The sequence below is a fragment of the Streptomyces lonarensis genome (assembly GCF_012033735.1).
GTDB lineage: Bacteria > Actinomycetota > Actinomycetes > Streptomycetales > Streptomycetaceae > Streptomyces > Streptomyces lonarensis.
Window position 1 is genome coordinate 1 of sequence record NZ_JAAVJD010000019.1, and the last position, 12898, is coordinate 12898.

Sequence of the window (12898 nt, forward strand, 5' to 3'; positions counted from 1 at the left end):
TCGCCGCGGGGCGCGGCGCGCGGGTGCCAGTCGCCGCCACGGTGACCCAGGGTGGCGGCGGGCGATCGCGACCGCCCGACCCCGGGACGGCAGCACTGCCGGCCACGCGTCGCCGCGCGGCGCGGGACCCCGGCGTTCGCCCGTCCGCCATGGGGGAAACCGGGTGACGGGCGATCGGCGCCGTGCCACCATGGAATCCGAGGCCGCCCGGGGAATCCCACCGACCGGCCACGCGTTGTCACTGAGACCGCGCCCCCGCACGTCGGCCCGCCAGGGCCGACGGGGCGTGGCTCGACCGGACGAAAGGACCCCGTTGACCCACTCTTCAGCCCCTCAGGAGAACCAGCCCCGCACCACGGACCGCCGGGCCGACGCCCTGATGGAGGAGGACGTCTCCTGGAGCGCACTGACCGCCGAACGCGACGGCGACCAGTTCGACCGCGAGGAGCGCGCCGCGCTGCGCCGCGTCGCGGGACTGTCCACCGAGCTGGAGGACGTCACCGAGGTCGAGTACCGGCAGCTCCGGCTGGAGCGCGTCGTCCTCGTCGGCGTGTGGACCTCCGGTACGGCCGCGGACGCCGACAACTCCCTCGCGGAGCTGGCGGCGCTCGCCGAGACGGCCGGCGCGATGGTCCTCGCCGGTGTGACCCAGCGCCGCGACAAGCCGGACGCCGCGACCTACATCGGGTCCGGCAAGGCGCAGGAGCTCCGCGACATCGTGGCGGAGCACGCCGCCGACACGGTCGTCTGCGACGGTGAGCTGAGCCCCGGCCAGCTCATCCACCTGGAGGACGTCGTCAAGGTCAAGGTGGTGGACCGCACCGCCCTGATCCTCGACATCTTCGCGCAGCACGCCAAGTCCCGTGAGGGCAAGGCGCAGGTGGCGCTCGCGCAGATGCAGTACATGATGCCGCGGCTCCGCGGCTGGGGTCAGTCGCTCTCCCGGCAGATGGGCGGCGGCGGCTCCGGTTCCTCCGGCGGCGGCATGGCGACCCGCGGCCCCGGTGAGACCAAGATCGAGACCGACCGCCGGCGCATCCGCGAGAAGATGGCCAAGCTCCGCCGCGAGATCGCCGAGATGAAGACCGGCCGGGACGTCAAGCGGCAGGAGCGGCGCCGCAACAAGGTGCCGTCGGTGGCCATCGCCGGGTACACCAACGCCGGCAAGTCCTCGCTGCTCAACCGGTTGACCGGCGCGGGCGTCCTGGTCGAGAACGCGCTGTTCGCGACCCTGGACCCCACCGTCCGCCGGGCGGAGACGCCCAGCGGACGCCAGTACACGCTGGCCGACACCGTCGGGTTCGTGCGGCACCTGCCGCACCACCTCGTCGAGGCTTTCCGCTCCACCATGGAGGAGGTCGGCGACTCCGACCTGATCCTGCACGTGGTGGACGGCTCGCACCCGGCGCCGGAGGAGCAGCTCGCCGCCGTGCGGGAGGTCATCCGGGATGTCGGCGCCCAGTCGGTGCCGGAGATCGTGGTCATCAACAAGGCGGACGCCGCCGACCCCCTCGTCCTCCAGCGGCTGGTCCGCGCCGAGCGCCGTTCCATGGTGATCTCCGCCCACAGCGGCGCGGGCATCGAGGAACTGCTGGCCCGGATCGACGACGAACTGCCGCGCCCGGCGGTGGAGCTGGACCTGGTGGTGCCGTACACCTCCGGCGCGCTCGTCTCCCGCGCGCACAGCGAGGGTGAGGTGCTGGAGGAGGAGCACACCGGCGAGGGCACCCGCCTGTGGGCCCGTGTCCACGAGGAGTTGGCCGCGGAGCTCCGCTCCGCGGCGGGCGTCCCGGTCTGACGGCGACCCGACCCACCCGGCGAGACGGGGGTGCACCGTGCGACGCACGGCGCACCCCCGTCCCTGTCGGTACCGCCCCGTCCGTCCGGTGAGCCACCGGACGCCGGCGGGGCGGAACGGCGCGGTCCGCCCTCCCGGGCCGTTCCCAGCCCCGGCAACTGCCGCCGGCGGCCGTGCCCCTGACACCGGCCGGCGCCGGTCCGGACCCGAGTGACGGCGGTCACGGCCGCGTCCCGGTGCGCTTGCGTAGGCTTGCACCGACGTCGAGACGGGCCCGCCGTGGCCGGGGGAGTAGGCCCCGGCCACGGCGGACCCGCGCCGACGACGTCGGCAAGCGGTTCCCACGCGGGTGGTGCCCGGGGCGCGTCCCCGGGTGAGCCGGCCCTCGCCGGGTGACCGGATCGCCCCTGACCTGCAAGGAGCAGGCAGGGAGCCTAGGTGTAGGAGTACCTCGATGATGCGCACGATGTTCAAGTCCAAGATCCACCGCGCGACGGTGACCCATGCGGATCTGCACTACGTGGGCTCGGTGACGGTGGACGCCGACCTGATGGACGCCGCGGACCTGCTGCCGGGGGAACTCGTCCACATCGTCGACATCGACAACGGCAGCCGCCTGGAGACCTACGTCATCGAGGGGGAGCGGGGCACCGGTGTCATCGGCATCAACGGCGCCGCCGCGCACCTGGTCGAACCCGGCCACCTCGTGATCCTCATCAGCTACGCCCAGGTCGACGACGCGGAGGCGCGCTCGCTGCGCCCCCGCGTGGTGCACGTCGACGCGGGCAACAAGGTGGTGGAGCTGGGCGCCGACCCCTCCGCCCCGACGGAGGGCACCGAGCGCAGCCCGCTCTCGGTCGCCCGCGTCTGACCGCCCCGGCCCGCGTCTGACCGCCCGAAGCGCCGTTGCCGGTGGCGGTACGCAGCGGCTCGACGTCCGGGCGGTCCAAGGGGACAACACACGGGACGGGCCCGCGACCTGCCACGTGCCGACGTGGTGGTCGCGGGCCCGTCCCGTCGCCGCTGGGAGGTGCGCCCCCGGCGTCAGCCCTGGCGGATGACGTCGAAGACCTCCTCGGCCGAGGCGTCCAGCCGCGGCCCGGCCAGCCAGGTGCTCGTCACCGGGCCGATGGAGTTGACGGAGACCAGCCGGGGCTCGCCGCCGTCGGCCGTAAGCCACGGCCCGCCGGAGGAGCCCGCGGTCATGGTGCAGCCCAGCACGTACATCACGGGCTCGGCGGCGTCCAGCGACAGCCGCGTCGGGTCGCCGGTGCAGCTGTGCATGACCTCGCCGTCGAACGGCTCGGACTGCGGGTAGCCGTAGTTCTGCAGGGTGCCGAGGCCGGCGACGGCCGGGGCGTCGAAGTCGATCTCGTAGGCGACGCCGGTCTGCTCCTCCAGGGAGCTGCCGTCGCCCTCCTCCTGCTCGACCCGCAGCACGGCGAAGTCCTGGTGAGCGCCGTTGCCGCCGTCCATGGTGCCGTTCTCGATCCAGTAGTTGGTGGTCGCCACATCGGCGGCCCACCACAGACCGAACGGCGCGACCTGCTCGAACGGGTTCTCCGCGGGCTGGTCGACGAAGTCCTGACCGCCGTCGTTGTAGGCGGGCACGAACATGACCTGACGGAACCAGCCGCCCTCCACGCCGGCGTGGACGCAGTGACCGGCGGTGGCAACGAGGTTCGAGGCTCCCAGGTTGTCCGGGTCCTGCACGACAGCGGCCGAGCAGACCCCGGTGCCCTCGGGGGTCTCGAAGAACAGCTTCCCGACGCCCGGGTTGTTCTGGCTGTAGGGGGTCGCGGCGCGGTCGGCCTGGTACGGCGCGGGGAACGGGTCGGTGACGCCGCGGTCCTCGGCGGGGTCGCCCGTCTCGGGGGCGGACTCCTCCTCCTCGATGTCGTTCTCGTCCACCGAGTTCTCCTGGCCGCCCGCCTCCTCCATGCGCTCGCGGTCCCAGAAGTCCTCGATGATGATGCCGATGTACTCGCCGGCCTCGCGGAGCCAGTTCTCGGAGTCCCAGTCGGCCCAGGCCCCGTCCTTCCACTGCTCGACGTCGACCTCGATCGGCAGCCGGTCGATCAGCTCGCCGAGCCGGTCGCCCCCTCCGGCGCCCTCGCCTGCGGCGTCCTCCGTCGGGTTCTTGCCCTGATCGCTCGAGTCGTCGCCCGGCCCGCACGCCGAGGCGGTCAGCGCGAGCACGGTCACCGCGGCGATCGCGGCCCCGGCCGCCCTGCGGCGCCCCGGTCCCCTGCGAATCGATGACATGAGCCAACTCCCCCTGAGGTGTACGTGTGGAGGACCTGGCGACGGGCGGCAGGTCCAGCGGCTGTGGGATGTCCCCACTATGCCGGTCTCCCAGGGGACGGCCACAGCCGGGTCCCCGGTTCCCGTTTCCCCCCGCGGCACCAGGAAAAGAACTTCGACGAGGGCCGTGTTCGGACGCCGGGAGCGTCGTTTGCCCGGCTGAACCGTCCCCCGCCGGGTACGGGCCAGTTGCGTCCGCGCACACGCCACCAGTCGACGAAGGAGGGAGGCGCGGACTGCCCCGCCGACTTCTGCCCCCGGGCCGGCGCGGCGGCCGTGCCGCACACCCATGAACCCACGCCCCGAGCCGGGACCCACCCCCAGGGCCGTTCCCGAGGCCCCGGCACCCTCCGGCGTCGTTCCCACCGCGGAAACCGCCTCCGCCACCACGACCGCGCCGCCGACCGCAGGGCGCGGTCCGGTCGCGCCCGCGCCGACCGCGCCGCCGGCCACCGACCCCGACGGCCCCGACCCCCTGGAGCACCCCGAGGCGGACCGCGTCGCGGACAGTGCCGCGACGGAGAACCTGCTGCGCTGCTGGGTCCGCGAGACCGGCCTGGTCCCCGACCCCGACGCGGCCCACGAGCCCCGCGGCGGGCGCCCCGGCGCGCGTCGGCTGACGGTGCCCCTGCCCGCCAGCGGCACCACCCTCTCGGTGGCCGTGCGCTACTGGTCCCCCACCGGGCACCACCGGTTCGGCCCGCCCGTGCTCACCGGTGCCCCCGCGGGCGCGGCGCCCGTGGACGCCGTCACCCTCGCCGCGCTGCTGGTGCGCGAGGGCACCGACCACGCCGGTGGCCGTCCGCCCGCCGTGGTGCACACCGAGCTGCTCGGCCGGGTGGCCGACTCCACCCGCCGCGTCGGCGAGTTCCTCGCCGCGCGCCGGGCAGCCCCCGAGGCGCCGCCCGGGACGGTTCCCTTCCTCGACGGCGAGCAGAGCCTGCTGCTGGGCCACCCCCTGCACCCGACGCCGAAGAGCCGTGAGGGGCTCACCGGCCACGAAGCCGCGGACAGCTCCCCGGAGCTGCGCGGCGCGCTCCCGCTCCACTGGTTCGCCGTCCACCGCTCGGCGTATGCGAGCGACAGCGCGCTCACCGCCCCGGCCGGCACCCCGATCGGCGCCGGGGAACTCCTCGCGCACGCCGCCGGCGCCGCCCTCCCGCTCCCGCCCGACACCCTGCCGCTGGCCCTCCATCCGTGGCAGGCGCGGGACGTCGTGCGGCGCCCCGGGGTGGCGCGGCTGCTGCGCGCGGGGCTGCTGCACGACCTCGGTCCGCTGGGAGCGCCCTGGTCGCCCACCTCCTCGGTGCGCACCGTGCACCGCGAGGGCTCGCCGGTGATGTTGAAGTTGTCCCTCGGGCTGCGCATCACCAACTCCCGCCGGGAGAACCTCCGCAAGGAACTGCACCGGGGGGTCGAGGTGCACCGGCTGCTGGAGACCGGGGTCGGCGCACGCTGGCGCGCCGCGCAGCCGGCGGGCGCCGGGTTCGACGTGCTGCGCGACCCGGCCTGGGCGGCGGTCGACGACCCGGACGGCGTTCCGGTGCCCGGGCTCGACCTCGTGATCCGCGACAACCCGTTCGGGCCCGCCACCGATGCCCAGTGCGTCGCCGCGCTCACCGCCCCGAGGCCCTGGCCCGACACCGAGCCCGGCCGTCTCACCTCCCGGCTCGCCCGCATCGTCGCCGACCGGGCGCTCGCCACCGGCCGGTCCCGCACCGACGTCGCCGTGGAGTGGTTCGGGCGCTACCTGGAGACGGTGGTCCGCCCGGCGCTGTGGCTCGACGCCGTCGGAGGCATCGCACTGGAGGCGCACCAGCAGAACACCGTGGTGCGGCTCGACGCCCAGGGCCTGCCGGACGGCGGTTGGTACCGCGACAACCAGGGCTACTACTTCCGGGAGAGCCACCGACGGGCGCTTTCCGGTCAACTCCTGGGCATCGGCTCCCTGTCGGACACCTTCGTCCCGGACGAGGTCGCCGACGAACGGTTCCTCTACTACCTCGGCATCAACAACGTCCTCGGACTGGTGGGCGCCTTCGGCAGCCAGTCCATCGCGCCCGAGCGGCCGCTGCTGGACACCCTCCGCGACTTCCTGACCGATCCGGCGCGGGGTGACGGTGCCACCTCGGCCTCCGGTTTCGCGGCGGCGCTGGGCGGGCGCGACGTGCTGCGCTGCAAGGCCAACCTCCTGACCCGGCTCCACGGCATGGACGAGCTGGAGGGCCCGGTCGACGGCCAGTCGGTGTACGTCACCCTCCCCAACCCGGTGGTGACCCGGTGACCGTCCCCGCGCCACCCGGCGGCACCGGGCCGGTACCGGCGGAAGGGCGGCCGGCCGGCCGCGCCGAGGACGACACGGTGGAGCTCCCGCCCACCCCCGGGCGGGCGCCCGGCCTGCCGATGCCGGCCCCCGAGCCCGCCGGCTCGGAACTACTGGACGCCGTCCACCGCTGGGGCCCGGCGGCCACGCCGCACGGCGAGTTCCGCCTGCTGCCGGTGGTGTTGGAGCGTGACCTGGCGCTGCTCGTCCGGTGGATGAACGACCCGGTCACCGCCGAGTTCTGGGAGCTCGACGGGCCGGCGGAGCGCACCGCCGAGCATCTGCGCGCGCAACTCGACGGCGACGGGCGCAGCGTGCCGTGTCTGGGCACGCTCGACGGACGGCCCATGAGCTACTGGGAGATCTACCGCGCGGACCTCGACCCCCTCGCCCGCCACTACCCCGCCCGTCCGCACGACACCGGCGTCCACCTGCTCCTCGGCGCCGCGGCCGACCGGGGGCGCGGCACGGGCACGGCGCTGCTGCGCGCGGTCGCCGAACTCGTCCTGGAACACCGTCCGCGGTGCGGTCGTCTCGTTGCGGAGCCCGATATTCGGAACGTCCGCTCGATCGCCGCATTCCACCGCGCCGGATTCCGTACTCTCCAGGAGAGCGAACTCCCCGACAAGCGAGCGGCGCTGGTGGTGCGGGACCGCGACAGCTGACCCGCGCCCGCCCGCACCGCACCGAAGCCCGCACCCCGCGCGCCCCGCCGTCCGCTCGTCGGCGGGGCCGCGCCGGACGTGTCGCCACCGGCCGCCCGACGTCCCCGTCACCCTCTCCGAAGGAGCGCCCGTGCCCCCCGATCCCGTCCCCTCCGCTCCCGCCCCCGCCGCGCCCGATGCCGCGCCCGGTGCCCCGGCGCCCACCGCCGTCCAGTGGCGCAACGCGGCCCGCCACCTCCTCGCCAAGATGATCGGCGAGCTCTCCTACGAGGAGGTGCTGCACCCCGTCGCCCTGGGGGAGGACCGCTACGAGCTGGCGGTCCCCGACAGTGGGCCGCCCTACCGGTTCCGCGCCCGCCGCGGCGCCTACGGGCACTGGTCGGTCGACCCGGATTCCCTGGGCCCCGAGGCCGACCCCCTCGCCTTCGTGGCCCGCACGCACGACACCCTCCTCGGCCTGACCGGCGACACCACCGGGCACCTCATCCGTGAACTCACCGCCACCCTCAGCGCCGACGCGTCGCTGGCAGCCGGCGCCGCCACCGTCGGTGAACTCGCGGAGCTCGGCTACGGTGAGCTGGAGGGCCACCAGAGCGGCCACCCCTGGCTGATCGCCAACAAGGGCCGCGTCGGCTTCTCCGCCACCGACGCCGCGCACTGGGCCCCGGAGTCCCGCCGCGCCCACCGGCTGCCGTGGCTCGCGGTCCACCGCGACCTCGCCACCTACCGGGGGGTGGCCGCGCTCGACGACCCCGCCCGGCTCTACGCCGACGAACTGCCGGAGGCGACCAGGGAGCTGTTCGCCGACACGGTGCGCGCCACGGGCGCCGACCCCCGGGACTACCTCTGGCTGCCGGTCCACCCCTGGCAGTGGGACAACACGATCGCCCCCCTCTTCGCCGGCCAGATAGCCGAGGGGCTGCTCATCCCGCTGCCGAGTGACGGTGTCCGGCGGCTGGCGCAGCAGTCCATCCGCACCTTCGTCAACGCGGACCGGCCCACCGGCCGCAGCGTCAAACTGCCGCTGTCGATCCTCAACACGCTGGTCTGGCGCGGGCTGCCCACCGAGCGCACCCTCGCGGCACCGGCGGTCACCGCCTGGATGCACCGCCTGCGGGACGAGGACCCCTTCCTCGCCGAGGAGACCCGGCCGGTGCTCCTGGGCGAGACCGCCTCCGTCGCGGTGCGCCACCCGCTGTACGACGCGCTGCCCGGTGTGCCCTACCAGTACCGCGAACTGCTCGGCGCGATCTGGCGCGAGCCGGTCGCCCCGTACCTGCAGCCGGGGGAGCGCGCCCGGACGCTGGCGTCGCTGCTGTCGACCGACGCCCACGGCGACCCGCTCACCGGTGAGCTGGTCCGCCGCTCCGGGCTGCAGCCCCAGGAGTGGCTCGCGCGGCTGCAGGCGGCCCTGCTCCCGCCGCTGCTGCACTTCCTCTACCGCTACGGCACCGTCTTCTCCCCGCACGGCGAGAACACCATCGTGGTCTTCGACGCCGACGACGTGCCCGTGCGGCTGGCGGTGAAGGACTTCGTCGACGACGTCAACATCAGCGCCGAGGCCCTTCCGGAGCTCGACCACATGCCCGAGGACGTCCGGGCGGTGCTGCTGACCGAACCCCCGGCGTTCCTCACCCAGTTCATCCACTCCGGGCTCTTCGTCGGCGTCTACCGCTACCTTGCTCCACTGTGCGAGGAGCATCTCGGGGTGAGGGAGGACGAGTTCTGGTCACAGGTTCGCGCGGAGATCCTCCGCTACCAACAACGGTTCCCCGAACTCAAGGAGCGCTACGACACGTTCGACATGCTCACCGCGCGAATCGACCGGCTCTGCCTGAACCGCAACCGCCTCCACCTCGACGGGTACCGCGACCGGTCCGAGCGGCCGCACGCGGCGGTCCACGGCACCATCCCCAACCCGCTGCACGGCTGAGCGCCGCGGGCACGGCCGAGGGCGGTGGCGGACGGCCGGGGAGTGTCGGTGGCAGCGGCTAGGGTGGCTGCCCTATGAGCGCACCATCGGGCGATCCCAGCCTCTCCGACCTGCTGAACGCCGCCGTCGGGGCCGTCGGCGGCACCGAACGTCCCGGGCAGACCGCGATGGCAGGTGCCGTCGCCGAGGCCATCGCGGACGGCACCCATCTGCTGGCCCAGGCCGGCACCGGCACCGGGAAGTCGCTCGGCTACCTGGTGCCGGCGCTGGCGCAGGGCGAGCGTGTCGTGGTCGCCACCGCGACGCTGGCGCTCCAACGCCAGCTGGTCGAGCGGGACCTCCCGCGGCTGACCGAAGCGCTCCACCCGCTGCTGCGCCGCCGCCCGGAGTTCGCGACGCTGAAGGGGCGCTCCAACTACCTCTGTCTGCACCGGCTGCACGAAGGCGTCCCCTCCGACGACGGCGACGCCCTCTTCGACCCGCTGGAGGCCGCGGCGGAGGCCGGTTCCGGTCCGTCGAGCAAGCTCGGCAAGGACCTGCTGCGCATGCGGGACTGGGCCGACGAGACCGAGACCGGGGACCGCGACGCCCTCACCCCGGGCGTCTCCGACAAGGCGTGGTCGCAGGTCTCCGTCTCCTCCCGCGAATGCCTGGGCGCGACCCGCTGCGCGTACGGCCCCGACTGCTTCGCCGAGGCGGCGCGTGAGCGCGCCAAGCTGAGCGACGTCATCGTCACCAACCACGCGCTGCTGGCCATCGACGCTCTCGAGGGCGCGCCGGTGCTGCCCGAGCACGAGGTCCTGATCGTCGACGAGGCGCACGAACTCGTCTCGCGGGTGACCGGCGTCGCCACCGGCGAGCTCGCCCCGGGCGGCGTCTCCCGGGCCGTGCGGCGCTCGTCGAAGCTGATCGACGAGAAGGCGGCGGACCAGCTCATGGCCGCGGGGGAGGAGTTCGAACGCATCATGGAGCTGGCGCTCCCCGGCCGGCTGGAGGAGGTCCCGGAGGAACTCGGCCACGCCCTGGCCCTGCTGCGGGACGCCGCGCGCAGCGCGATCACGGAGCTGGGAGGGTCGCGCGACGCCGGGACGCAGGACGAGGACGCCGTGCGCCGCCAGGCCCGCGCTTCCATCGAGACCGTGCACGACGTGGCCGAACGCGTCCTCGCCGGCTCCGAGTACGACGTCGTCTGGTACGAGCGCCACGACCGCTACGGGGCGTCGCTCCGGGTCGCTCCGCTCAACGTCTCGCAACAACTGGGCGAGAAGCTCTTCGCGGAACGCTCGGTCGTCCTCACCTCGGCCACGTTGAAGCTCGGCGGAGACTTCCACGGTGTGGCCGCCTCGGTGGGGCTGCGTCGCGAGGCGGTGCTGCCGGAAGGGGGCGCGCCGGAGCAGGGCGCCGAGGGTGTCGCCGAACTGCCGCGCTGGCGCGGGCTGGACGTGGGGTCGCCGTTCGACTACCGCAAGCAGGGCATCCTCTACGTCGCGCGCACGCTGTCGCCCCCCGGGCGGGAGGGCGACCGCACCGACATGCTGGACGAGCTGGCCGAGCTCATCGAGGCGGCCGGCGGCCGCACCCTGGGGCTGTTCTCCTCGATGCGGGGCGCCCGCGCCGCCGCCGAGGCGATGCGCGGCCGTTTGGACGTCCCCGTCCTGCTGCAGGGCGAGGAGACGCTCGGCGAACTCATCCGTGCCTTCGCCGACGACGAGGCCACCTGCCTGTTCGGCACGCTCTCGCTCTGGCAGGGGGTGGACGTGCCCGGTCCCGCCTGCCAGCTCGTGGTGATGGACCGGGTGCCGTTCCCCCGGCCGGACGATCCGCTGATGAGCGCGCGGCAGCGTGCCGTGGAGAAGGCGGGCGGCAACGGCTTCATGGCCGTGGCGGCCACACACGCGGCGCTGTTGATGGCGCAGGGGGCCGGGCGGCTGGTGCGGGCCACGGGGGACCGGGGCGTCGTCGCCGTGCTCGACCCCCGGGTGGCGACCGCTCGGTACGGCAGCTTCCTGCGCGCCTCGATGCCGGACTTCTGGTTCACGGCCGACGGCGCGGTGGTGCGGCGCTCGCTGGCCGCCATCAACACCCCCGGCGGAGGCGGCAGCTGAGACACCCCGCGGCTGCCGCAGCGGGGTCGGCGGAGGCGGGCGCCGGGCCGTTCGGCCCGGGCGCGCCCGCAGCGCGGGCCGGCGTTCAGATGCGGCGCATGACGGCGACGACCTTGCCGAGGATGGTGGCGTCGCCGCCCGGGATCGGCTGGTAGGCGGAGTTGTGGGGCAGCAGCCAGATCTGGCCGTCCTCCCGCTTGAAGCGCTTCACGGTCGCCTCGCCGTCCAGCATGGCGGCGACGATGTCACCGTTCTCGGCGACCGGCTGCCGGCGGACGGTGACCCAGTCGCCGTCGCAGATGGCGGCCTCGATCATGGAGTCGCCCACGACCTTCAGGACGAAGAGCTCGCCGTCGCCGACGAGCTGCCTCGGCAGCGGGAAGACGTCCTCGACGGACTCCTCGGCCAGGATCGGACCACCGGCGGCGATCCGGCCCACCAGCGGGACGTAGGAGGCCGCGGGCTTGCCGCCGGCGTCGGCCGGCTGCGGCGTCGGCGTCTCGGCACCGCGCACCTCGTAGGCGCGGGGCCGGTGCGGGTCGCGTCGCAGGAAGCCCTTGCGCTCCAGCGCCATCAGCTGGTGCGCGACGGAGGAGGTCGAGGAGAGGCCGACGGCCTGACCGATCTCGCGCATCGACGGCGGGTACCCGCGCCGCTGGACGGAGTCGCGGATGACCTCGATCACGCGGCGCTGCCGGTCGGTGAGCCCCGAGCTGTCCGCCCGGATGCCGGGAGGTCGCCCCGGCATCGAACGCGCCGCGGGCGGGTCGCCCGCGTGTCCGCCGCCGCCGCGGGCCAGCGGAGCCGTGATCGTGTCTTCTGCTGCGGTGGTCATCTCGCCCCTCTCGACTGTTACTCCCTGGCCAGACAACGGTAGTTGCTATCGAAAGGTTGCGCCAAACACACGTTCGAGTGATATTCCATTGATCTGCTCATTTGATCATGCCGGTCGGTGTATGGGTCCTGCTGCGGCACGCCCCGGCGAGGCCCGCGCGCCCGGCGGGGCCGACTCCCTTATGCTCGGCACGGCCCCTCCCACTCCGCCCCGGCTCGCCGGGAGCCCGATTCGGTGGCTCGACCCAAGATCTAGTGGTCGAGCAAGGAGGCGTCACCCACAATTAGTGGTCCCCGGGGTTCGGTGCCCCGGTCGATCGCCTATGCTGGGAACGAGCGCGGCGGCCCCGCGGCCGGCACCGGTCGGCAGCGAAACGGCCGCTCCGAACCGAGGAGACCGGACCCATGCACTGTCCCTTCTGCCGGCACAGCGACAGCCGGGTCGTGGACAGTCGCACGGCTGACGACGGCACCACCATCCGCCGCCGCCGGCAGTGCCCGCACTGCTCCCGGCGCTTCACGACCCTGGAGACCGCGGCGCTGATGGTCATCAAGCGCAGCGGGGTCACCGAGCCCTTCAGCCGCGACAAGGTCATCGCCGGGGTCCGCAAGGCCTGCCAGGGCCGTCCGGTCACCGAGGACGCGCTCGCGCTCCTGGGGCAGCGCGTCGAGGAGGCGCTGCGCGCGACGGGGAGCGCCGAGCTCTCCGCCCACGACGTCGGGCTGGCGATACTGGGCCCGCTGCGGGAACTCGACCTGGTCGCCTATCTGCGGTTCGCCTCCGTCTACCGGGCGTTCGACAGCCTGGAGGACTTCGAGGCAGCGGTCGCGGAACTGCGGTCCACCCGCGACGCGGCCCCGGAGCCGGCCGATGCCGAATGCGACCGCGCGACGCGGGCCGACTGAGCCGGACCCGGGTCCGGCACCACACCACCG

The 12898-nt window shown here is 74.2% G+C and carries 9 protein-coding genes; 7 read left to right on the forward strand and 2 right to left on the reverse strand.

Annotated features, from left to right (window positions below; translation table 11 throughout):
- The first annotated feature begins 313 nt into the window (after positions 1-313).
- Together hflX and panD are read left to right on the forward strand one after the other, a co-directional pair.
- A complete protein-coding gene (gene hflX / locus HCN56_RS04725; protein WP_245245913.1) occupies positions 314-1798 on the forward strand; it encodes a GTPase HflX in 1485 nt (494 codons plus the stop codon).
- Between the two features lie 454 nt (positions 1799-2252).
- Positions 2253-2669 carry an aspartate 1-decarboxylase gene (panD, locus tag HCN56_RS04730; protein ID WP_167968198.1) on the forward strand — a complete coding sequence of 139 codons (417 nt, stop codon included), beginning with the start codon at positions 2253-2255 and terminating at the stop codon, positions 2667-2669.
- 173 nt (positions 2670-2842) lie between these two features.
- On the opposite strand, the gene HCN56_RS04735 is transcribed toward panD, so the two are convergent.
- The gene (locus HCN56_RS04735; RefSeq protein WP_167968199.1) at positions 2843-4063 is read right to left on the reverse strand and encodes a trypsin-like serine peptidase; all 1221 of its coding nucleotides are present in this window, start codon (positions 4061-4063) and stop codon (positions 2843-2845) included.
- Positions 4064-4391: 328 nt separating this feature from the next.
- Here HCN56_RS04735 and HCN56_RS04740 point away from each other — a divergent pair, with 328 nt between their 5' ends.
- The 4 genes from HCN56_RS04740 (at position 4392) to HCN56_RS04755 (ending at position 11128) form a co-directional block, all read left to right on the forward strand.
- On the forward strand, positions 4392-6386 hold the full coding sequence (locus HCN56_RS04740; protein WP_167968200.1) for an IucA/IucC family protein: 1995 nt from the start codon (positions 4392-4394) through the stop codon (positions 6384-6386).
- Positions 6278-7090: a GNAT family N-acetyltransferase gene (locus HCN56_RS04745; protein ID WP_245245914.1), complete on the forward strand. Its 813-nt coding sequence runs from the start codon at positions 6278-6280 to the stop codon at positions 7088-7090. Before HCN56_RS04740 ends, HCN56_RS04745 begins: the two co-directional genes overlap by 109 nt.
- A 130-nt stretch (positions 7091-7220) precedes the next feature.
- A complete protein-coding gene (locus HCN56_RS04750; RefSeq protein WP_312871052.1) occupies positions 7221-9023 on the forward strand; it encodes an IucA/IucC family protein in 1803 nt (600 codons plus the stop codon).
- 74 nt (positions 9024-9097) lie between these two features.
- The gene (locus HCN56_RS04755; RefSeq protein WP_167968201.1) at positions 9098-11128 is read left to right on the forward strand and encodes an ATP-dependent DNA helicase; all 2031 of its coding nucleotides are present in this window, start codon (positions 9098-9100) and stop codon (positions 11126-11128) included.
- A gap of 85 nt (positions 11129-11213) precedes the next feature.
- Here the strand turns inward: HCN56_RS04755 and lexA are convergent, their stop codons facing one another.
- A complete protein-coding gene (gene lexA / locus HCN56_RS04760; protein WP_245245915.1) occupies positions 11214-11876 on the reverse strand; it encodes a transcriptional repressor LexA in 663 nt (220 codons plus the stop codon).
- Between the two features lie 491 nt (positions 11877-12367).
- Between lexA and nrdR the strand changes: the two genes are divergently transcribed.
- Positions 12368-12868 (forward strand): transcriptional regulator NrdR, encoded by a 501-nt coding sequence (gene nrdR, locus HCN56_RS04765; RefSeq protein ID WP_167968203.1) that lies wholly within the window; start codon positions 12368-12370, stop codon positions 12866-12868.
- Positions 12869-12898: the final 30 nt, after the last annotated feature.

Coding starts and splice junctions, on each gene's coding strand:
- HCN56_RS04735 (WP_167968199.1), bottom strand. CDS start 4,063: ATGTCATCGATTCGCAGGGGACCGGGGCGCCGCAGGGCGGCCGGGGCC.
- HCN56_RS04740 (WP_167968200.1), top strand. CDS start 4,392: ATGAACCCACGCCCCGAGCCGGGACCCACCCCCAGGGCCGTTCCCGAG.
- nrdR (WP_167968203.1), top strand. CDS start 12,368: ATGCACTGTCCCTTCTGCCGGCACAGCGACAGCCGGGTCGTGGACAGT.
- lexA (WP_245245915.1), bottom strand. CDS start 11,876: ATGCCGGGGCGACCTCCCGGCATCCGGGCGGACAGCTCGGGGCTCACC.
- panD (WP_167968198.1), top strand. CDS start 2,253: ATGATGCGCACGATGTTCAAGTCCAAGATCCACCGCGCGACGGTGACC.
- HCN56_RS04755 (WP_167968201.1), top strand. CDS start 9,098: ATGAGCGCACCATCGGGCGATCCCAGCCTCTCCGACCTGCTGAACGCC.